General features: G+C 64.1%; 21 protein-coding genes. 10 read left to right on the forward strand and 11 right to left on the reverse strand.

Going from position 1 to position 20,897, the window contains the following annotated elements:
• Positions 1-194: 194 nt before the first annotated feature.
• The 3 genes from AC0L3S_RS00275 to AC0L3S_RS00285 all read left to right on the forward strand — a co-directional run bounded on the left by AC0L3S_RS00275 (position 195) and on the right by AC0L3S_RS00285 (position 4,726).
• Complete coding sequence (locus AC0L3S_RS00275; RefSeq protein WP_473277723.1) at positions 195-1,817, forward strand: helicase HerA-like domain-containing protein; 1,623 nt, start codon at positions 195-197, stop codon at positions 1,815-1,817.
• 133 nt (positions 1,818-1,950) lie between these two features.
• Positions 1,951-3,279, forward strand: coding sequence for a glycosyltransferase family 87 protein (locus tag AC0L3S_RS00280; RefSeq protein WP_473277724.1), 1,329 nt, complete (start codon positions 1,951-1,953; stop codon positions 3,277-3,279).
• A gap of 52 nt (positions 3,280-3,331) precedes the next feature.
• Positions 3,332-4,726 carry a M20/M25/M40 family metallo-hydrolase gene (locus AC0L3S_RS00285; protein ID WP_473277725.1) on the forward strand — a complete coding sequence of 465 codons (1,395 nt, stop codon included), beginning with the start codon at positions 3,332-3,334 and terminating at the stop codon, positions 4,724-4,726.
• 200 nt (positions 4,727-4,926) lie between these two features.
• Here AC0L3S_RS00285 and AC0L3S_RS00290 read toward each other — a convergent pair whose 3' ends face one another.
• Both AC0L3S_RS00290 and AC0L3S_RS00295 read right to left on the reverse strand, forming a co-directional pair.
• Positions 4,927-5,706: a class II aldolase/adducin family protein gene (locus AC0L3S_RS00290; protein ID WP_473277726.1), complete on the reverse strand. Its 780-nt coding sequence runs from the start codon at positions 5,704-5,706 to the stop codon at positions 4,927-4,929.
• A gap of 180 nt (positions 5,707-5,886) precedes the next feature.
• The gene (locus AC0L3S_RS00295) at positions 5,887-7,536 is read right to left on the reverse strand and encodes an ArnT family glycosyltransferase (RefSeq protein ID WP_473277727.1); all 1,650 of its coding nucleotides are present in this window, start codon (positions 7,534-7,536) and stop codon (positions 5,887-5,889) included.
• Between the two features lie 313 nt (positions 7,537-7,849).
• Between AC0L3S_RS00295 and AC0L3S_RS00300 the strand changes: the two genes are divergently transcribed.
• Together AC0L3S_RS00300 and AC0L3S_RS00305 are read left to right on the forward strand one after the other, a co-directional pair.
• Positions 7,850-8,728 carry a DUF308 domain-containing protein gene (locus AC0L3S_RS00300; RefSeq protein ID WP_473277728.1) on the forward strand — a complete coding sequence of 293 codons (879 nt, stop codon included), beginning with the start codon at positions 7,850-7,852 and terminating at the stop codon, positions 8,726-8,728.
• Positions 8,729-8,902: 174 nt separating this feature from the next.
• Complete coding sequence (locus AC0L3S_RS00305; protein WP_018456864.1) at positions 8,903-9,319, forward strand: Ros/MucR family transcriptional regulator; 417 nt, start codon at positions 8,903-8,905, stop codon at positions 9,317-9,319.
• Between the two features lie 5 nt (positions 9,320-9,324).
• On the opposite strand, the gene AC0L3S_RS00310 is transcribed toward AC0L3S_RS00305, so the two are convergent.
• Both AC0L3S_RS00310 and AC0L3S_RS00315 read right to left on the reverse strand, forming a co-directional pair.
• On the reverse strand, positions 9,325-9,756 hold the full coding sequence (locus tag AC0L3S_RS00310) for a SufE family protein (protein WP_473263120.1): 432 nt from the start codon (positions 9,754-9,756) through the stop codon (positions 9,325-9,327).
• 69 nt (positions 9,757-9,825) lie between these two features.
• On the reverse strand, positions 9,826-10,251 hold the full coding sequence (locus tag AC0L3S_RS00315; protein WP_007608202.1) for a DUF5330 domain-containing protein: 426 nt from the start codon (positions 10,249-10,251) through the stop codon (positions 9,826-9,828).
• Positions 10,252-10,635: 384 nt separating this feature from the next.
• Here AC0L3S_RS00315 and AC0L3S_RS00320 point away from each other — a divergent pair, with 384 nt between their 5' ends.
• The 3 genes from AC0L3S_RS00320 (at position 10,636) to AC0L3S_RS00330 (ending at position 13,684) form a co-directional block, all read left to right on the forward strand.
• Positions 10,636-12,567, forward strand: coding sequence for a PAS domain-containing sensor histidine kinase (locus AC0L3S_RS00320; protein ID WP_473277729.1), 1,932 nt, complete (start codon positions 10,636-10,638; stop codon positions 12,565-12,567).
• Positions 12,560-13,270: a peptidoglycan-binding domain-containing protein gene (locus tag AC0L3S_RS00325; protein WP_473263124.1), complete on the forward strand. Its 711-nt coding sequence runs from the start codon at positions 12,560-12,562 to the stop codon at positions 13,268-13,270. The genes AC0L3S_RS00320 and AC0L3S_RS00325 overlap by 8 nt, the downstream gene beginning before the upstream one ends.
• A 69-nt stretch (positions 13,271-13,339) precedes the next feature.
• Positions 13,340-13,684 carry a DUF1491 family protein gene (locus AC0L3S_RS00330; RefSeq protein WP_473263233.1) on the forward strand — a complete coding sequence of 115 codons (345 nt, stop codon included), beginning with the start codon at positions 13,340-13,342 and terminating at the stop codon, positions 13,682-13,684.
• A gap of 144 nt (positions 13,685-13,828) precedes the next feature.
• Here the strand turns inward: AC0L3S_RS00330 and AC0L3S_RS00335 are convergent, their stop codons facing one another.
• Complete coding sequence (locus AC0L3S_RS00335; RefSeq protein ID WP_473263125.1) at positions 13,829-14,818, reverse strand: DUF2336 domain-containing protein; 990 nt, start codon at positions 14,816-14,818, stop codon at positions 13,829-13,831.
• 255 nt (positions 14,819-15,073) lie between these two features.
• Here AC0L3S_RS00335 and AC0L3S_RS00340 point away from each other — a divergent pair, with 255 nt between their 5' ends.
• Both AC0L3S_RS00340 and AC0L3S_RS00345 read left to right on the forward strand, forming a co-directional pair.
• Positions 15,074-15,262 (forward strand): hypothetical protein, encoded by a 189-nt coding sequence (locus tag AC0L3S_RS00340; protein WP_027516916.1) that lies wholly within the window; start codon positions 15,074-15,076, stop codon positions 15,260-15,262.
• Positions 15,263-15,277: 15 nt separating this feature from the next.
• A complete protein-coding gene (locus AC0L3S_RS00345; protein ID WP_473277730.1) occupies positions 15,278-16,039 on the forward strand; it encodes a hypothetical protein in 762 nt (253 codons plus the stop codon).
• A 196-nt stretch (positions 16,040-16,235) separates the two neighbouring features.
• Here AC0L3S_RS00345 and AC0L3S_RS00350 read toward each other — a convergent pair whose 3' ends face one another.
• The 6 genes from AC0L3S_RS00350 to AC0L3S_RS00375 form a co-directional block, all read right to left on the reverse strand.
• Positions 16,236-16,433: a hypothetical protein gene (locus AC0L3S_RS00350; RefSeq protein ID WP_473263128.1), complete on the reverse strand. Its 198-nt coding sequence runs from the start codon at positions 16,431-16,433 to the stop codon at positions 16,236-16,238.
• A 435-nt stretch (positions 16,434-16,868) separates the two neighbouring features.
• Positions 16,869-17,054, reverse strand: a complete 186-nt coding sequence (locus tag AC0L3S_RS00355) for a hypothetical protein (RefSeq protein WP_473277731.1) — start codon at positions 17,052-17,054, stop codon at positions 16,869-16,871.
• A 190-nt stretch (positions 17,055-17,244) separates the two neighbouring features.
• Positions 17,245-18,399, reverse strand: coding sequence for a helix-turn-helix transcriptional regulator (locus AC0L3S_RS00360; protein WP_473277732.1), 1,155 nt, complete (start codon positions 18,397-18,399; stop codon positions 17,245-17,247).
• Positions 18,400-18,540: 141 nt separating this feature from the next.
• Positions 18,541-19,146 (reverse strand): amino acid synthesis family protein, encoded by a 606-nt coding sequence (locus AC0L3S_RS00365; RefSeq protein WP_473263131.1) that lies wholly within the window; start codon positions 19,144-19,146, stop codon positions 18,541-18,543.
• A gap of 9 nt (positions 19,147-19,155) precedes the next feature.
• Complete coding sequence (locus AC0L3S_RS00370) at positions 19,156-20,019, reverse strand: fumarylacetoacetate hydrolase family protein (protein ID WP_473277927.1); 864 nt, start codon at positions 20,017-20,019, stop codon at positions 19,156-19,158.
• 94 nt (positions 20,020-20,113) lie between these two features.
• On the reverse strand, positions 20,114-20,815 hold the full coding sequence (locus AC0L3S_RS00375; RefSeq protein WP_473277733.1) for a GntR family transcriptional regulator: 702 nt from the start codon (positions 20,813-20,815) through the stop codon (positions 20,114-20,116).
• Positions 20,816-20,897: the final 82 nt, after the last annotated feature.

A 20,897-nucleotide genomic window follows, 5' to 3' on the forward strand; every position in this document is an offset into this window, starting at 1 on the left:
TGAAATCGGCAAAAAAATGCCGCGATGCGAATGCGTCGTTCCTACTTTCGGCGGATGTCACCCGCATGTTTCCGACGATGTTGCATGCCCGGAGCGCGTTGAATGGTTTCAATCAGCGCGCGATATGCGTTAAACTACGGAACTGGTGCATTCGAGTTTCGATATGCGAAACAGGGCAGAGAGATCAGGGAATAATGACCGCACAGGACAGCAAGCTCGGTGATACCGACGAGAAGATCTTCGTCGGTAAAGGAAACGAGCAGGCATGGCTGACGCTGGCGTTCGCCAATCGCCACGGCCTCGTCACGGGTGCAACCGGAACCGGCAAGACGGTCTCGCTGCAAGTCATGGCGGAAGGATTTGCGCGCGCCGGTGTTCCGGTCTTCGCGGCCGACATCAAGGGCGACCTATCCGGCATCTCCGAGGTCGGCGAAGCCAAAGATTTCATCGTCAAGCGCGCCACCGAGATGGGACTGACGTTCGAGCCCGACCAGTTCTCGACGGTGTTCTGGGACGTGTTCGGCGAGCAGGGCCACCCGGTGCGGGCGACCGTCACTGAAATGGGCCCGCTGCTGCTCGCACGTATGCTCGACCTGAACGACGTGCAGGAAGGCGTGCTCAACGTCGCCTTCCGCGTCGCCGACGACAACGGGCTGACGCTGATCGACATGAAGGATCTGCGCGCGCTGCTCGATGCCATCGTGCCCGATGCCGGCAAGAAGGGGGCGGATGCCGAGGAGAGCCCGCTTGCCGAGATCAAGAAGGCGGCGCAGGGTTTTGGCAACGTTACCAAGGCCACGGTCGGCACCATCCAGCGCCAGCTTCTGGTGCTGGAGAACCAGGGCGCCACCAAATTCTTCGGCGAGCCGGCGCTGACGCTGAAAGACTTCATGAAGACCGACCGCGACGGCCGCGGCATGGTCAACATCCTCGTCGCCGACAAGTTGCTGCAGAGCCCACGGCTTTACGCGACATTCCTGCTGTGGATGTTGTCGGAACTGTTCGAGGAGCTGCCCGAGGCTGGTGACTTGCCCAAGCCGAAGCTGGTCTTCTTCTTCGACGAGGCGCATCTGTTGTTCAACGACGCGCCCAAGGCGCTGATGGACAAGATCGAGCAGGTGGTGCGCCTGATCCGCTCCAAAGGCGTCGGCGTCTATTTCGTGACGCAAAACCCGGTCGACGTGCCCGACCGCGTGCTCGGACAATTGGGCAACCGGGTGCAGCACGCATTGCGCGCCTTCACCCCGCGCGACCAGAAGGCGGTCGCCGCAGCGGCCCAGACCTTCCGGCCCAACCCGAAGCTCGACACTGCCAAGGTGATCATGGAGCTCGGCAAGGGCGAGGCGCTGGTCTCGTTTCTCGAAGGCAACGGCACGCCGGCGATGGTCGAACGCGTGATGATCCGGCCGCCATCGGCGCGGATCGGACCGATCACGCCGGAAGAGCGCAAGGTGATCATGGATGCAAGCCCGGTGAAGGGCAAATACGACACTGCCGTCGATGCAGAGTCCGCCTACGAGATGATCCAGAAGCGCATTGCCGGCACGGCTGCGACTGCGGATGCTTCGGCGGGCGGCGGAGGCGGCGGCATCCTCGGCCAGATCGGCTCGATCGTCGGCACCATCTTTGGCACCAACGTCAAGCGCGGCCGCCTGTCGACGGGCCAGGTCATCGCGCGCGACATGACTCGATCGGTCACCAATCAGGTGATCGGGGGGATGGCCGCCAATATCGGCAAGTCGGTCGCCGGCCAGCTTGGCGGCTCGATCGGCCGCACGCTGGTCCGCGGCGCGCTCGGCGGCTTGCTGCGCAGGTAGGCAGAAAGCCTCGTTTGAGGCAATTCCTGCGCAAACCCGCCGCTTGTGCGCGGCGGGTACAAATTCGGGTGATCAGGACTCTCCAAGCGTCCGTCGGTCTGCTAGGTGCTATGGCCCCTGACTGGACCTCACTGTGACCTCACCTGAATCTTTCGTTCGACCCGGCGCATTCCGAACCCTGTCGCTGCGTGCGCCGCTCGACCTGCTCTTCCTGCTCTGCTGCTTCATCCTGGCTGCCGACGTCCTTGGTCCCGAGATCTTCGGGCATGGCAAAACCAAGGACTACGGCCTGTGGTACTGGGCCGGGCAGCAGGTCCTTAAGGGTGCGCCGCTCTATCCCGGCGACATCCATGCGTACTTCGAGTTCATCTACCCACCGCTGCCGGCAATCCTGCTGGCGATCCCGAGCTGGTTCGGCAAGATCGCGCTCTACACCGTGCTGTCGATCCTGAATATTGTGGCGTGGTGGTACACCGGGATGTTCTCCAATGCCATGACCGGTTCGGGCCGCAGGCCCGGCCCCTGGCTGGAGGCGCTGCCCGCTCTCGTCACCGTGACTTTCGTGTTCGACATGTTCGATCTCGGCCAGCCGAACCTCGTCCTGCTAGCGATGATGCTCTACGGCTTCTGGAGCTTGCAGCATCAGCGCTCCTGGCTCGCAGGCTTCATGTTCGCGCTCGCCACCGCCATCAAGGTGTTTCCCATTGCGGTGCTGCCCTATCTGGTCTGGCGGCGAAACTGGGGAGCCGCCGTCGCGACAGTCGCCCTCACCGGCATACTTCTCTATATCGTGCCGGGCCCCATTCGCGGCTTCGAGCGCAACGCCGCCGAGGTCAAGACCTGGTATCAGGGCATGGTCGGGTCGAGTTCGGAAAAAGGATTTGGCCAGCGCGACGAGCAGAACTGGTCGTGGGTGAACCAGTCACTGATTGCTGTCACGCACCGGCTGGTCCGGCCCATCAACTACAATCAGGAGGATCCCAACAAGCGGCCGCGCACGATGAATGTCATCGACGTTGATTACAGGACGGCGAACTGGATCGTGCTGGCGCTGTCGGCGTTGCTCGGACTCGGCTTCGTCGCGGTCATGCCAGGGCAAGCGCGGCGTACGGCGCGCTCGGACGCCGAGGAGCTCGGCATTCTATTCTGCCTGATGACGGTGGCATCGCCGCTGGCGCGGCAATACTATTTCATGTGGCTGTTCTTCCCGATGACGGTGCTGATGCATCGTGCCGCCTTCGACGAGCGGGCGAACGTGAGGCTGGGAACCTGGCTCGCCCTTGGCGCCGCCGGCATCCTCATGCTGCTGGCGCTGCCGTGGTTTCCCAATGTCTTCCAGGCCTGGGGCAATAACCTCGTCGCCACCGCGATTCTCGCAGCTAGTCTCGCATGGCACATCCGGCATCCGCCGGTTGCGGCTGGCCCCAACGCCGCGGGAGCGCTAAAAGCCGATAGTTCTTGAGAGACTTCTTGAGTCCCGACGTCTTGGGATTCGAACGCAGGGAATACGACCAATGCCAAATGCGCAGCTTCAATCGGTGCTCGACCACATCGACAAGGAGTTCGACAACAGCCTGGAGCGCCTGTTCTCGCTGTTGCGGATCAAGTCGATCTCCGCCGATCCGGCCTTCGCGGCCGATTGCAAGGCGGCGGCCGAGCATCTTGCCAGGGACATCGCGAGCCTCGGCGTTGCGACTGAAGTGAGGCCGACCGCCGGCTATCCCGCGGTCGTCGGCAAGAGCGTCGCAGGCGGCCGGCCGCATGTTCTGTTCTACGGCCACTATGACGTGCAGCCGGTCGATCCGCTCGAGCTCTGGCACCGTCCGCCGTTCGAGCCTGTTGTGACCGACCATGCCGATGGCCGCAAGATCATCGTGGCGCGCGGCGCCGAGGACGACAAGGGCCAGGTCATGACCTTCGTCGAGGCCTGCCGCGCCTGGAAGAAGGTGACGGGGTCGCTGCCGATCGACGTCACTTTCCTGATCGAAGGCGAGGAAGAAGTCGGCTCGAAGAACTTCGTGCCCTTCATCGAAGCCAACAAGGACGAGTTTAGGGCGGACTACGTGCTGGTGTGCGACACCGGCATGTGGGACCGCGACACGCCGGCGATCACGACCTCGCTGCGCGGTCTGCTCTATGAGGAGCTCAAGATCACCGCCGCCAATCGCGACCTGCATTCCGGCGTGTTCGGCGGCAGCGCGATGAACCCGATCCGGGTGCTGACCAAAATTCTCGGCGGGCTGTTCGACGATGACAACCATATCACCATTCCCGGCTTCTATGACGGGGTGAAGGACACCCCGCCGGATATTCTCGCGCAGTGGAAGAAGCTCGACTTCACACCAGACACGTTCCTCAAACCCGTTGGGCTATCGATACCGGCAGGCGAGAAGGGCAGGCTCCTGGTCGAGCAGGCTTCCACGCGTCCGACCTGCGACGTCAACGGCATTTGGGGCGGTTACATCGGTGAGGGCTCGAAGACGGTGATCCCGTCGCACGCGTCGGCCAAGGTCTCGTTCCGATTGGTCGAAGGCCAGGATCCGCAAAAGATCCGCAAGGCTTTCCGCGAGTACGTGACGGCGCGCATTCCGGGAGACTGCAAGGTCGAGTTCGGCGACCATTCTGCCGGGCCCGCGATTGCGCTCGACTGGAACATGAAGCCGCTCGCCGCGGCCAAGACCGCGCTGACCGAGGAATGGGGCAAGGAGACCGTGCTGATGGGATCGGGCGCCTCGATCCCGATCGTCGCCGACTTCAAGCGCGCGCTGGGGCTCGACTCGCTGCTCGTCGGTTTCGGCCTCGACGACGACAACATTCACTCGCCGAACGAGAAGTACGACCTCCGCAGCTTCCAGAAAGGCATCCGTTCCTGGGCGCGCATCCTCGCGGCGCTGGCGGAGGTGAAGTAGGCGCAGCTCTCTATCCTCGTCATTGCGAGCGTAGTGAAGCAATCCAGAAATCTCTCCGCGGAGACAGCCTGGATTGCTTCGTCGCTTCGCTCCTCGCAATGGCGGGGCCAAATAAAAACGCCGCCCGGAATTGGGCGGCGTTTCATTCCAAAAGGCGTAGAGGTTCGTTGAGCGCTACCCTACACCAAATCCCGAAAATCTCAAGACCGGTAGCCCGGAAGCTCGCGGTCCAGCTTGCGAAGCAGCGGCGGCCATACCAGCTTGGTCGCGCGCAGCTCGGCGCGGTCGCGGTTGGCGAGCAGCTCGGTGTTCTTCTCGATCGCAATCTCCTCGACCGGATAGATAGGCGTGCCCAGCGCGCGGGTCCGCACCTGCATCGAGCAGGCCCGCTCGAGGTGATACATGCGCTCGAAGGCCGAGGCCACCGAACGGCCGACCGTCATCGTGCCGTGGTTGCGCAGCAGCATGTGGTTGTGGTCGCCGAGGTCCTTCTGCAGCCGCGGCCGCTCGTCGTGGTCGAGCGCGATGCCTTCGTAGTCGTGATAGGCGAGGTCGTGGGTGACGAGCTGGGCGGTCTGGTTCAGCGGCAGCAGGCCTTCGGCGCTGCTCGAGACCGCGGTGCCGTCGAGGGTGTGGAGATGCAGCACGCAGATGGCGTCTTCGCGCACCTCGTGGATCGCCGAGTGGATGGTGAAGCCGGCGGGGTTGATGCTGTACTCGCTCTCGGAGAGCTGGTTGCCGTGCAGGTCGACCTTGACGAGGCTCGACGCCGTGATCTCGTCGAACATCAGCCCGTAGGGGTTGATGAGGAAATGATGGTCGGGGCCGGGCACGCGCGCGGAGATGTGGGTGTCGACCAAATCGTCCCAGCCGTAGAGCGAGACGAGGCGATAGCAGGCGGCGAGATTGACCCGTTGCTGCCACTCGGCCTCCGTCATGTTCGACGGCACTTCCTTCAGGCGCGCTTCCGCTGGCGACATGGCTGATCTCTCCGAACATCGTTGTTGCGGGAGGGAGCGTAGTCTTGCCGCGAGCTGCCAGCAAGGCACACAAAGCGCGGCAGTCCAGCGTAGCCCGCATGAGCGAAGCGACATGCGGGGCTGCCTGATAGGCCCCGGATGTCGCTGGCGCTCATCCGGGCTACGGTCCGGAGGAATTTATTACGGCGCCGGAATCGAGAGCAGGCTGGAAATGCTGCTGCCGCGGATGTCGTAGACGCGGGCGAACACCACGTCGTCGCGCTTGATCTCGACCAGCACGGGTGCGGTGAGGCCCTTGCAGTAGAATTCACCGAGCGTCATGGCGAAATCGGCGGCATTGGAATCCCAGCCGATGGTGAAATCGGGGCCGAGCGCGACCTGGGCGGGGCGCTGCGGACCGCACACGGCGACCTTCCATTTGCGGTTGCGCGGCGGCACTTCCTGGCGTTCGACCAGCTGCTCGCGCAATTCGTCCGAGGCCTGCTTCAACGCGAGGCCCCAATAATCCAGCATGAAGCGGTCGTCGGCGCCGCGCACGGTGCCGGCGATGTGGTTGAAGTGGGTGTATTGATAGGGATGCAGCCGGATCATCTCGGCGAGCGAAAGCGCCAAGCCAAAGCAGAAGGTGGCGAGCACGACCGGCTGCCAGGTGCGGTGATTGGCGCGCAGGCGCTCCATGGCCCAGCCAAAGGCGACGCCGCCGAGCACCGCCATCGGCGGGATCACGAAGACGAAATGGCGAATGCCGTTGTACAGCGCCGGCCGCTTCACCATCGCGATCGCCAGCGGCAGCGTCGCGGCGAGCGTGAGCATCAGCAGGATGGTCTTGCGGCGGGCTGGAACCTCGCGGCGCGGCAGCAGTGCGAAGGTGCCGATCACGGCGCCCAACATCAGCACCAGCATCACCTCGGGCAACTGAAGTGCGAACAGCGTCGGCAAATAGGACCAGGGCATGTCGGGCACGGATACGATCGCGCCGTCGAACATCTCCTTCCAGGGCTTCTCGAAGAAGTGCGAGAAGTAGGTCAGCGCCTCGAAGGGATTGCCGGGCTCCATGATTGACCACGGCCAGATCAGCCCCATCACGAGGTAGCCGAGCACGAGGCCGGGCAGCAGCACGTAGACGACATGAGCGAAGCGTCGGACCGATTCACGCAGGCCCTCGGTGCGCAGTTCCTCCAGGAACAGCGGCATGAAGCCGATCACGGCATAGACCAGCGCAAGGCCGCCGAGGATGCGGGTGCCGAGCGAGAGGCCGGCACCAAGGCCGACGATCAGGATCGTGCGCGGCGACGGCTGCGGATATTCCTCGGCAAGGCGGACGAGGCCGAGCATCAGGATGATCATGGCCACCGCGAAGGGCGCATCCTTCGGGTTCATGAACATGTGGCCGTAGAAGATCGGGCAGAGCGCGAGCAGCAAGAGTGAGGCAAGTCCCGCAAGGGGACCGCCGACACGGCGGCCGAGCCGCCACGTCACCGCAAGTCCGATCACGCCGACGACGGCGCCCACCAGACGACGCGTCTCGAACAGCTCGAGCGGGATCACCTTGTGCAGGAGGGCCGCGACCATGTCGAAGCCGCCGCCATACATGTAGAGGTTGGCGAAGGAGAGTGCCGCGGTGTCCTTGAAACCGGAACCGAACATGCGCAGCAGCAGGTCGGCATATTCGGCGTGGGTGTAGTCGTCCCAGCCGAGCCCGTAGTCGCGGAAGGTCAAGCCTGCAATGACGGCGACCGCAGCCAGCACCAGCATGGCGAGATCGTCGCAAGTCCGTTCAACCGAGCGCCGCAGAGGCGTGTCGATCGCCGAAGTCGTGATGGATGTCATGGCTATTGGTGACCCGGAATCCCCTCTTGGCCCTGCTGGTGCGCGCGGGCCTGCTCCCCGGAATCCCTATAGCGCAGTTCCATTACCAAGTAATTGGGCATTATGGCTAAATTCCTGATGCAACGCAGCAAATCCGACCAACGCGAGAGCAGCTTAAAAGTAGTGAGCCGTAGCTGAAGGGAATGTGAATAAGTCTCTGATTTCCTTTCCTTTAGGAACGCAGGCTATAATTCGACGTTGGCGTGGAACACCGGATGACGGTATCGTGGCGTGACGAGGGTCGCGTATGGCTGCGCGGCCGGGGGTGAGTTCGATGGCGTTGGCATTGTTGATCGCGGGGATTTTCGCCGTTTTGGCGGGCCTCCTTGCGATCCTGTTCGGCTTCACCGTCAGGGAATTCAGTCTCGGCAGTACCCTCATAATCTCCGGCACCATCGGCGTCTGCTCCGGAATGTTACTGGCCGGCCTCTACGTCGTGGTCGCGGAATTGAAGGGCATGGCCCGCCGGTTGGCTGGATCCATTGCACAGTCCGACGTTCGGGTCAGGCCCGTGCTGCCGGGTCTCGGGATGGCTGGAACGCCTGGCCCCGTGCCTGCTGAGCCGGCGGGCGCAGAGAAGATCGAGCCGGCGCCGCCATTGCCGCCCGCAGGACCGCCGCCGTGGCAGAACGAGGCAGCCGCGCGCGAGCGTCCGCGCGTCGAGCCTCCGCCAGCGCCGGAGGCTCCGAGCCCGCCTGAAGTTCCGGAACCGCCGCGCCGGCGCAACCTGATGTTCGCCTCGACCTCCCGCAAGGAGCGCGAGCGCGCGGAGGCGAAGACCGGCGAGGGCTTGCCGCCGCTGCCGCATGCCGAGCCGCCAGCAGAGCCTGCCGCGCCGGAGAGTCCGCCTGCGAGCTTTGACGACGCCTGGCCGAAGCCGGACCGTGTGAGGCCTCCGGAGCCGCCGCCCGCCGCGCGGCGCCCGCCGCCGCGCTCGCCGTCGACCTTCGCTGAGACTGCTCCGCCGCCCGCACCCGAGCCGGCGGCCGCGGCCGAACAGGCGCCCGTGACCGTGCTCAAGTCCGGCATCGTCGACGGCATGGCTTATTCGCTCTATTCCGACGGCTCGATCGAAGCCCAGATGCCGGAGGGGATGATGCGCTTTGCCTCAATCGACGAACTGCGCTCCCACCTTGACCAGCGTGGCGCTTGAGAGCTGGTGCAGGCAAATCTGGCGCAGCCAAGTAAAGCGCTGGCGTTCTTGTTGCGTCGTCGGTAAATCAGCCCATAATCGTTAGTCGTTCCATTTCAGCCGTACGTATTGTTGACACGGAATACTCTGACGTCGTCTCTCCCGTGAGACGCAAGGTGGAGAAAGGCGGGGCCGATGTCGGATGCCGGGGCCAAGAATTTCGTTGAGCTGACGGCGGGCATCGTGTCTGCCTATCTCAGCAACAATCCGACACCTGCGGCTGAGATTCCGAACCTGATCAGCCAGGTGCATGGCGCGCTGGTGCGCGTTTCGTCAGGCCGCACCGAGACGGCGCCGCTCGAGCCGGCGAAGCCGGCGGTCTCGCTGAAGAAGTCGATCGCGCCCGATTATCTGGTCTGTCTGGAAGACGGCAAGCGCTTCAAGTCGCTGAAGCGCCATCTGCGTACCCAGTACAACATGACCCCGGAGCAATATCGCGAGAAATGGGGCCTGCCGGCCGATTATCCCATGGTCGCGCCAAACTATGCGGTGGCCCGCTCACAGCTTGCGAAGCAGATGGGACTGGGACAGCAGCAGCGGAAGCGGAAGTAGAATTTCTACGACGCTTCCGCGAGCGCCTCTTTCGCGTCCGTCTTGATGCGCTCGACCATCGAGCGCAGGCCGTTGGAACGCTGCGGCGTCAGATGATCGCGAAAGCCGAACTCGTCGAATACGGCAATGGCGTCGGTCGCAAGAATCTCCTGCGGCGTGCGGCCGGAGTAAAGCGACAGCACGATCGCGACCAGCCCGCGCACGATGTGGGCGTCACTGTCGCCGCGATATCTCAGGACCGGCGGGCCGCCATCGCGATGATCGATCAGCTTCTGAAGCCAGACCTGGCTGACACAGCCATTCACCTTGTTCTCGGCCGAATGCTCGGCCTCGGACATCGGTTCCAGGGTGCGGCCGAGCTCGATGACATACCGATAGCGGTCGTCCCACTCATCCAGAATCTCGAAATTATCCCTGATTTCGTCGATCGTCGTCATGCTTGGCCCAAAGTTCCCGTTCAGGCCAATATAGGGACGCAAAGCGCCGAAATCGATAGGGTTTGGGCGCTAATTCGCCGTCGCGGGCGCCGGGCCGCGCCATTCCAGCGCGAGGTCGTCCTGGGACAGGGTGTCGCGCGGCGCCTCGCTGGTTGCGGTATCGCCTTCGCCGGCCAGCGCGATCGAGCCGGTGTGGTCGGGCGCCTTCTTGTCGGTCTTCTCGAGCTGCTCTTTCTTGTCGTTGATGATCTGGTAGATCTTCTTCGCGCCGTCCTGCGCGCGCTGGCCGATGATGGTCGCGGCCTGTCCGCCGACCTCGCAGGCTGCCGGCTGGCGCTTGCAGAACTGGGTCATGTCGGAGACGGCCGCGGTCGCAGCCTGCACCGCGTCGGCAGCGCCGATCTGCGGCAGCTTGTCCGATTCGGGCGTCTTGTCCCGCGGCAGGAGCACCAGCACCAGCCCGAGCCAGAATGTGATGCGAAGCAGAAAGCGCATCTTGCGACCTGTATGTTAGAGCCCGCCGCGGCGATCTCCGCGGATGTCGGACCTAGCAACTCTCGATAAATCGCAAGTGATTGCCTTCCGCTTAATTCGCAGAAAATTGACTCAAGAATCTTTGCAATCGACCGTGTCGTAAATTTTCGATTGACGACCACGCCCGTTATTCTGCCGCCACGCCCGTCCATCATTTCGAAACCATGCGGATCACGGTGAAACCCTGTGTTCACCATCCCCGCCGATGACGTCGTCAAATCGTCTAAAAAGCCCTGCGATGACGCGGTGTCCGGCGGCGCGCCGCGCTGCCTTAGTGTTCGTTTAAGGTCGCTCTGACACGGTGGCTCAACGATAAGGAGGCGTTCCGGCGCGTCTTCCCGACGAATGAGCCGAAGCGCGAGACCCGTGACAGTTTTGAGTATCATCCGCGATTGTCTCGATGCGCTGCTGCATCCCTCCGCGCGTTACGACGCGCTGACGCGAGCGCGCCATCGTGCCTTCATGGCCCCGCGGCTGCTCGGCAGCCTGGCCGCCTTCGCCGCATTCCCGGTCTATCTCGCCATGCGCGGCGCGCCGAGCGCGATCGAGGTCGCTGCCTTCGCCTGGCTGATCGCGCCGATCCTGTTGTCCTGGTTCCTGTCGCGCACCGGCCGTTATGAAGGCGCGCATGTGCTGTCGTCGCTCGCGCTCACGGGCCTGATCATGGCGGTTGCGGTGACGACCGGCGGCATCGAATCCTTCGCCGCGATCTGGCTGGTCGTGGTTCCCCTCGAAGCCGCGTTGTCGGCCTCCCGACGAGTCGCGGCCTTTGCCTCGCTGCTGGCGCTGTCCTGCGCCGGCATCCTGATCCTCGTCAGCCAGCTCGGCTGGCTGCCGATTGGCGACACCAGCGCCGCGGAACGCGGCGTGCTGATGGCGTTCGGCGTCGCCTCGGCGACGCTCTATGCCGCGGGCCTCGCCTTCGGTGCGGAATCGCTCGCGCGCACCAGCGTTGCGCTGCTGTCGCGCGAGGAAGAGCGTTACCGCCTCCTGGCGCGGAACATGAGCGACGTCATCTCGCGGCATCAGCGCAACGGCGCGGTGCAGTTCATTTCACCGGCGGTGGAAGCCATGCTCGGCGTGCCCGTCGCGCAACTGCTCGGCCACGGCCTGTTCGATCGCGTCCATGTCGCCGATCGCCCGGCGTATCTGACGGCGCTGTCCGATGCCGCGCGCGGCGACGTGCGCAGCGTCGAGTTCCGGTTGCGCCGGGAGCGTGCCGGCTCGGAGCGCGGCCAGGTTGATTTCATCTGGGTCGAGATGCGCTGCCGCCCGCTCGATCAGGATCTGGGCCGTGATGCCACGCGCGAGGCCGATGTCGTCGCCGTGATGCGCGATGTCAGCGACCGCAAGCTCTCCGAGCAGGCGTTCGATCAGGCGCGCAGCGCTGCAGAGGCGGCCGACGCCGCCAAGACGCGCTTCCTCGCCACCATGAGCCATGAGCTGCGCACGCCGCTCAACGCCATCATAGGCTTCTCCGAGATGATCACGCAGGAGCAGACCTTGATGTTGGGCGCGGCCCAGCGGAGGGAATACGCCCAGCTCATCAACGATTCCGGCCAACATCTGCTCTCGGTCGTCAACGGCATCCTGGACATGTCCAAGATGGAATCAGGTAATTTCGAGATGGCGTCGGAACCGTTCGCGCCGCGTGCATCATTGATGCATTGCTGCAATCTGCTGGCGCTGAAGGCGCGGGAGAACGGCGTCGATCTCGTCACCGATGCGCCGCAGGACCTGCCTGTCATGACCGGCGATCCGCGTGCCTTCAAGCAGATCGTGCTCAACCTCGTCGCCAACGCGGTCAAGTTCACCGAGCGCGGCGGTCAGGTCACCGTCACGGCAGCGGTCTCGGGCTCGCAGCTTGCGCTACGCGTCAGCGACACCGGAATCGGTATCGCACCTGACGATCTCAAGCGCATCGGCGCGCCGTTCTTCCAGGCCGGCAAGACTTATCAGCGCCGTCACGAAGGCACCGGCCTCGGACTTTCGATCGTGAAGAGCCTGGTGGCGTTGCATCTCGGCGAATTGACGGTACAAAGCAGGCTCGGCGAGGGTACTGCCGTCACCGTCAAGCTGCCGCTCGTCTACACGCCGCAAGCCAAAACTTTTGATGCCAAAACTTCTGAGGCCAGGATGTCCGACAGCAAGGCGAGCGAGAGCAAGATCGCGACCTTGACGCCGATGCTGCGCCAGGAACTTCAGGACCAGCAACTGCAGGACCATTCTCACGACCAAGTTCAGGACCAACCCGCTCTGGTGAAGAAAAGTGCCTAAGAAGTCCGCCAAGAACGAAGCCGCTCCGCGCCGCCGCGGCGCCAAGGCTGCGGTGATCGATGTCGAGACCGAGCGCAATCTCGTGCTGCGCGTGCTGCTGCATAGCCCCAAGGATACCCTGGCCGGTCTCGTCGCCGTTGCCGCCATCGGCGCGATCGTTGCCAATGCACTGTTCCTCCAGACCGGCCGGCATCCGGCGCCGATGTTCGGCACCGTGATCAATCTTCCCGCACCGTCGTCCCTGGCGCTGTCGAACCCTTTGCCCCGTTCGCGTCCCGTCGGGGCCGATACCTCGCCGCTCGAGCCGAGAGCGACGGAGTTTCGTGCTGAGTCCAGATCTGCCGAGCCCAGACCTGCGGACAAGCCGCCGGAGAGGCCCGTCGAGGCGACCGCATCGACGCCGCGCTCGGGCGATCCCATGACCAATCTGGTCAAGCAAACGATTTCGGCGCCGCCCGCCGTCGCGCGTCCGCCGGCGCCGATCCCCGTGCATCAGGGCTCGGCCGCGCGGCGCATCGCCGGCGTGCAGCGCGCGCTGTCCGAATACGGCTACGGGAATTTGAAGATCACAGGCGCGATGGGCGCCGAGACCCAGTCCGCGATCCAGAAATTCGAGCGCGAGCACAAGATGCAGGTCACCGGCCAGCTGTCCGACCGCCTGCTCCGCGAGCTCGGCGCCGCGATCGGCCACCCGGTCGAATAGTCGTTACGCTTCGCCGAGACCGAAGCCCGAAGGCTGGTGCTCATTGCCGCGCTGGCTTATCGTGCGCGCATGCGTTTGAAATCAAACATCTGGGTCTCAGCCTATCTGCGCCGGTGCCAGACCGAGGGCGTGTACGGCGCGGTGCGTCGTCGCGGCGCGGAGGAGGCGGGTGCGGTGTTCGTGAAGGTCTCGCTGCTCGACGGCAATGCGATGCTTTATGTGCCGGCGCCGCAGACCTCGTACGATGACGGCCGGCCGGTCGATCGCTTCTTCGTGCCGTTTGCGCCGCAGCCGATGCCGGAGCCCGCGGTGGAGGAGCGCCTGACGAAAGAGATCCGCTTCGACTCCGACATCTGGATCGTCGAGACCGAAGACCGCGCCGGGCGGCATTTTCTCGAGCTGGCGAAGACCTGATCAGGATGCTATTGCGTCGTCGTGGCCGGGCTTGTCCTGGCCATCCACGATCTTGCTTGCGCCACCGAAGAACGTGGATGCCCGGGACAAGCCCGGGCATGACGAGCTTGTGGAGCAAGCGACCGCATCAGGTCGCACTCGCCTCTAGCGATCCGATGATCCGCTGGTGCCGGTCCGCACCGCGGGCGCGGAGCCGGGCTGCACGCCCGGCCGCGTCTGGCTTGCGCCTGCACGCGCGCGCTGGCGCTCGCTGTCATGCAGCGACGGCTGGTACTTTGCACGGGTGACGGCAAGCGTCGAGCCGCGCCAGGCGGCCAGCATCACCAGCGCCGCGCGGTCGCTGAGACGATCGTAAAGTCGCGACAGCCGGTACACGTCGGTCACGGAGTTGCCGATCTCCGGCTTGAAGAACAGCAGGATGCGCTGGAACACCGGGCTTGGCATGTCGAGCGCGCGCGCGGCGACCGCGAGCGCTTCGCCGCTTGCATCGTCGACGATCTGGGCTGCGACGCGCGAGGGCAGGATCAGGCTGTCGCCGAGCTCGAAGGTGAAATTCTCGACATCGCCCGCGATCGCCGCCATCTCGAGGATCTGGATCGCGCGCTTGGCGCGCACGGTCGGAATCCGCGGCGCGGCCTTCAGCGGGGTCTCCGCCAGATTGTGCAGGATCAGCGCGCGCTCGGAGGCGCCGGCGCGGAAGAACATGTCGTGGATATCGGCCGCGTCCTTTGGCTGCATCGCCATGTTCGAGGCCATGCGCAGCTCGGCGTCGGTTGGGGCGCGAACCGGCACGGGGGCCGGAGGGGGGATAGGAGCGGGCGCCGGGATATCGCGCGCGAGCGGAACCCTGCGGCCCTCCTGCGCGGCCGACAGTCCGAGCTTCTGCATGATCGGGGCGGGCGTCGACGGATAGATCGCAAGCCGCGCCTTGACGGCCGCGCGCGTCGCGTCGTCGACCTGGTCGATCAGTCGTGTGGCGAGCTCGACGAACTGGCGCTGCTCGTCGTCGCTGTGGGTGCTCGACTGGACATAGAGGTCGGTCAGCACGCGCAGCAGCGTCGGACGAACATCGACGCCTTCGCGACGGGAGAGGGTCATCAGCCCGTCGAATCCTGGAAACAACGACTTGGTCATGGAGAGATACGCGACCTGGAAGAGATACTGGCCGTCAGCCTAGCGCGAGCTCCTTTAAAGGCTCGTTAAGGAAAACGAGGCGTGAAGCCGAACGCTTGCTTTGAAGCGTTCTCGTGCCGCAACGGGACGGCGGGTCCCCGCCCGTGCGGTTACGGTCCCCCCGGCCCGTTTACACCCCGTTAACCATGAGCTGATCTTAATGATCCCCATGTTGCAGAGGCGCGCCGGGTCGCGCGGCAATTGAAGAGAGCTGATATGGGGACCATCATCGAATTTCCGGCCGGTCGCCGGGTGAGCGCGTCGGGAGACGTGGCTCCGCGCGCGGACATGGGCACGATTTTGATCCTTCCCGTGATCCGCATCGAGCGCGAGAGCGACGAAACCAGCGGCGATCACGGGCCGGAGCAGGGCACAGCGCCGGGGCGCCGTCGTCGTCGCCGCTAGCCTTCGGCCTTTGCAATGCCGGAGAACCTCCGCCAGATCCGGTCCGTCGTAACGGCCATCATGCTCGCGCTGCTGGGCGCGACGCTTGCCGCCTGTAGCGGCGGCGATTTCGGCCGGACCCGCGCCGACATGCGCAGCGACGACATGCATCGCTGGCTGGGCGCGGAAGTCACCTCCAGCGTCGGCCTGAAGCCATCCCAATTCCAGCTCACCGACCAGGAGCGCCAGCTTCGCGACCTCGCCTATCCGCTGATCGAGCCGCCGCTGTCGCGGCCCGCATGGAAGAGCGTGTTCGGCGACTACAAGCCGCTGCCCTCGCCCTGGCGGCAAAGGATCGTGTTCGACCGCACCATGTACGGGCGCACGCTGATCGACGAGCCGCACCGTTCGCACTCCTCGCGCTATGCGCAGCTGATCGAGGACGTGCGCAACGACATCACCCGCTTCGAGCCGTTCTTCGCCTCCGCGGTTCGCGTCATCGACCTCGACAAGAAGCGCCATGCCAGCATGGCGCGTGTCTCCTCCCTCTCGCCGCAGGAGAAGGAGGACGCGGTCGAGCGCATGCAGGAGAATTCGCTGATCATCCAGTGGGTGCAGCAGTGCCTCGAGCAGCGCGTCTCGTCCTATCGCTGGGGTTTGGAGCGGCTGGTGATCCAGGCGCCCGACGGCATGGCCGCCGATGCCGACCGCCTGATCGGCGAACTCGCCGCCCAGACCGCCAACCCGCCGGTTGCGGCCCAGCCGCCCTACGGCCGTGCGGTCGTCTCGAAGGGCTAACCCAATTAGTCACACAAGGGCGATATGGTCGGCTGCACTGGAGCCGTGGCCTCGCTCGCCGACGCGCGTCCCCAGATCATCATGGCGACGATGTGGACGACGAGGAATGCGGCTGCGACCGCCAGGAGCCAACGCATTTCACTGCGCTGCGGAGACCGCACCGTCAATCCTGCCTCAGTTGTCCTATTCGCAACGATCATTCTCGTTCTCCGGCATCATGTTTGAGTTCGTTGGTGAGCAAGTGCTCGTAATGGCGCAGGACGCGACCTGCCTGATGCCGTCGCGAGGCGTGCAGCGCCGACATGATCAAGGCGAAGATACCTCGCGATTCCGGTTCGACGTGGCGGTTGGGAGCCTGAGAGGCCGCTCCGGACCAAACTGATATGATGCTCATGGTCGAATCCGATCGGTCAGAAGAGCCCGGCGCTGAGATCCAACCCGTGGGTCAGCGACAGCAGCCATACGAACAGGACGGCTCCGCAGCACAAAGTGAGCTGCTTCAGAACATGTGCCCGCAACGAAGACGCGGGAAATGCGCGAGCAAAAGCGCTCGCAATGGTGGCGGTTGCGAGGGCTCGCATGATGATCTCCGGAGCGTGCGCTAATGGCCGGCCCTGACCGACCGTCGCGCTTCGCGCGTGAACTCGGCGTACCGTTGCCGGCGCCGGCGGGCTTCCTCGATTTCGTAGAACGCCCAAACGAAACACGCGCCCAGGCAGGCTGAAATCAGCATGAGCAAAAACGCTTGCTCGCTCGCGGTTTGAGTCATGAAATGTCCAATGCAAATAAAAACCAAATCGAAGCAAAGGGTGCGCCAACGCGGCCTCACTCAAGGAATGTTGATTGCCGGCAGTGGGCCGGTGGCAAGAATTGAGACTTCGGTGGCTTGCTTCTGCTCGAACATGGCCAGCAACATCAGCGCGATCAGAAAGACGTAAGACGCGAGACGCCATCGCTTTGGTTCGGGCCGATGGTCGTCCGTCTCGAGGCAGCGCCCGCCAGTTGCCGTCCGCATCGTTGATCTCCTGATGTCGTGACGATGAGAAAATCAGTCATCACGCATCGCCGCATCATCGGAACCAATGAAACGCAGCCGTCGTCGACGAATTTTTTCGAGTCTGGAGATTTCGCCCGGGATGCGTAGCGCGGCGCAAGCCGGCGGCGCAGGCAAATGACGACGATTTAGGCGTATGTGAGGTGACGGATTAGCCGACAGCGCCTTGTGCGGGCAGAAGTGGCGGCGTGGCGCTTTGCAGCAGGCGAAGCAGATCCGTTTGCCTCGTCGTGTTCGTCTTGGCAAAGATGCGCTGCAGGTGAGAGCGCACCGTTGACTCGCCGATGCCGAGCATGTCGGCCGCCTCTTTCGCGCCGAGACCTTGCGCGAGCGTCATCAGCACGCGAAGCTCGCCGCCGGTGAGCTTGTAGAGCCTCGCAAAAGCCTCGCCCGGCATCATCGGCACCTCGGCGGGGTCCTTCATGAAGACGGCTACCGATGCGGCAAACGGGGCGAGAATTCCGCTGCGCTGACCGCGATCGACAGGAAGCAGGGTGGCGATGTAGCCGGCGCCGTCGACATCGGGGATCGCGAGCGAGTGTCCGCTCAAATCCGCATCGTCGCGGGACGCTTCGTCGATGGCCTTGGACAGCGCATCGCGAGCGGCGGCATCGGTCGGAAAGATCCGGTTGCCGAGAACACGAACGGCGTTGCCGGTCTTGATCTGCCGCTCGGCAGTCTCGTTCATGTAGACGACCCGGCCGTCGCGCGCCGTCAGGAAGACACCGACGGCAAGCATGTCGAATGTCCGCTCCAGCATCTCCGACCGCAACGTCCTGAGGTCGAGTGCGTCGGAGATGGTGAGGGCGCGGCAGACATGGGGGGACAGCATCTTGAACAGGTTGATGTCCAACTGCTGATAGCGATGCGTCTTTGCCGTCCGGGAGGCATGCATGGAGGCCATGCGCCCGCCGGTCCGCAGAGCTGGAAACCAGATGATGTCCTGCAATCCGTGAGGCTGGAGAATATCCCGGTAGAACCGGCTTTCGAGCAGCTCATCGAGATCGTTCATCGAGAGCGTGCTGACATGACCGATGTCGGCGACGATATCCGCGGCCGCCATCGGCGTCTTCGCATAGTTCTCGCCGAGCTTTTCCAGAAACGTCTTCTCGTAGCCGAATACGAACAGCTGGTCGTTCTGGACATGCTTCATGTCGTGAACGCAGATGCCGCCCGCCGTGCTCTCGCAGAGATCGGCGATCTTCCGGCAGGTGGCCGCCCAAAGCTGCGGATTGAGGGCGCAGTCGTAGATGGCGCCGATGGTGTCGGATAACGCTTGGGCGGAAACCCCCTCCAGACCGATCATGACGCCTCTTTCATTCTTCTTTGATTAGTTTTTAGGCAAGCAACCGGCGTAATATACATAGCACATGATTTGATGGATTTACGAGCGCTACTTTGCGCTGCAATAAGGATGCGGTAGCGTTGAGTGCGCTGCTCGGGCCCGTCAGCGCTGTCCGTCGCGCACGGAGATCGCGGATGCCGCGAGGCCGCCGATGCGCGCGTGAGGGCGGCCGCCGGTCGCCATCACGAGCCCGAAGGCGATCTCGTCGCGCCGTGGTGAATCCCACAGCGTCATCTCCGCGGTGCCGAAATGGCTGCGGACATAAGCGGCGTGGATATGGCCGAGCGGGACCATCAGGCGCGTGCCCGGGCCTCCGATGGTCTTCGCCGCCGGGACGATCGCCTTGGGCTGACCGAGCACCTCGCGCATGCCGTGGCCGCCGGCCTCGTGCCAGACCGCGCCGTGCTCGAGCTCGCCGTCCTCGCCGATGATAATGCCCTTGCCATAGGCTTCGATCTGCGCGGCGCCGCCGAGCTGTGCGATCAGCCGCGTTGCGAGCTCCCGCCCGAGCTCGCGCAAGGATGCCTGAAACGGCATCAGGTCAGGTTCGAAGCGGCCCGCAAAGGGATTGCGGATGATCGCGATGGCCGTTCCGACCAGCAGCGGCTTCTCCAGGCGGGGCCCGCGCTCGTGCCAGATGGTCTCGACGCTGAGCGCGGTCTTGCGGATGTCGTAGGAGATGTCTTGGGACGCGTCTTGGGACGACATACGCCGGCTCTATGCTTCGTCGACGACGGGATTGCGCAGCACGCCGATGTTCTCGATCTCGACCTCGACCACGTCGCCGGGCTTGAGGAAGACCGGCGGCTTGCGGGTGAAGCCGACGCCGGCCGGCGTGCCGGTGGCGATGACGTCGCCGGGGACGAGGTCGAAGATGGTCGAGCTGTACTCGATCAGCCGCGGAATCGAGAAGATCAGCATCGAGGTGTCGGAGGATTGCACCACCGCGCCGTTGACGCGCGTTTCGAGCTTCAATTTGGTGGGATCGCCGATCTCGTCCGGCGTCACCAGCCACGGTCCGAACGGGCCGGTGCCGACGAAGTTCTTGCCGGAGGCGATCTGCTGGGCGTGACGCTGCCAGTCACGCACGCTGACGTCGTTGTAGATCGAGTAGCCCGCCACGTGATCCCAGGCGTCGGCCTGGCTGATGTGACGGCCGCCCCTGCCGATGACCACGGCAAGCTCGCCCTCCCAATCGAAATTGTCGGAGACTTTCGGCCGGATCACCGGCGCGTCGTGCGCGACCTGGGAGCGCCAGACCCGGAGGAAAATCGGCGGAAATTCCGTGATCTCGCGCTTCATGCCGAACGCCACGGCTTCATTGTGGTGGTCGAGATAATTGCGCACGGCGCAGACGATCTTCTCCGGACGCGGGATCACCGGAAGATATTTGACGTCACTGAGCGCCATCGTGACCTTGTGCCCAGCGACGATGGCCTCGCGCCGCGCATAGTCGTCGCTGCCGAGGAAGTCCGCGAGCGTCGGATAGTGGGGCAGGGCGCGGCCGAGATCCACGACGCCCTTTTCGACAACGGCGCCCCAACTTTCCCGATTTCCGTCCAAGAACGACAGCAGCTTCATGGTTTCGCCCCAAAGGTTGGCATTTTCGATCTTTTGCATTATTTTCGAAAATCGGTCGAGGCGCAAGCCCACGGCGATAAAAAGCCGTTGCCGCCTATTCGGTGTCGAGCAGGTGCCCGGCGTATGTCGCGACGTTGTCGGCGGTCGAGCGGATATGCGTCTCGATCAGTTGCACCGCGAGGTCGGGATTGCGCGAGATGGCGGCCTGCATGATCGCCTGGTGCTCGCCGGCCTTGTCGCGCGGACGCGGCCGGAAATTGGCCGACAGATGCCGATAGCGCTCGGCGCGATCGAACAGCTCGGCGCGAATGGCGAGGAGTGTCGCGGAGCCGCAGGCGGATACCAGCGCCTGGTGGAATTGGCGATGGGCGATCTTCCATTCGGGATCGCGCAGCGGATGTTCGGGGTCGCGCTGCTCGATCCGCTTTAATCTATGCAGTGTCGAGATTACGGCGATTTCCCAATCGTCGTCGCCCCGCTCGATCGCGCGGCGGATCAATTCCACCTCGATCAGCACTCGCGCATCGGTGACCTCCACCAGATCCTGGCGGCTGACCGGCGCCACGCGAAACCCGCGCTGCTCCTGCGCGTCGACCAGGCCTTCGGCGGTAAGCGCCGTCAGTGCCTCGCGCAGCGTCGTGAAGCTGACGCCGAATCGTTCGCGCAGGACGTCGAACCGCAGCGGCTCGCCCGGCGCCAAGCCGCAGGCAATGATCTCCTCGCGCAGCCGATGGGTGATGTCGGCGGCGATGGTCTTGCCGAATTCCTTGCGGGGGCGAATGGCGCTGTCGGACATGGTCTCTATCGTTGAATCGATGGCTCAACATGCCGCGCCAACGACCATCTTGCAATAATTTTCGTAATCAGTATTATTTTCG

It is taken from the genome of Bradyrhizobium sp. Ken01, assembly GCF_055807355.1.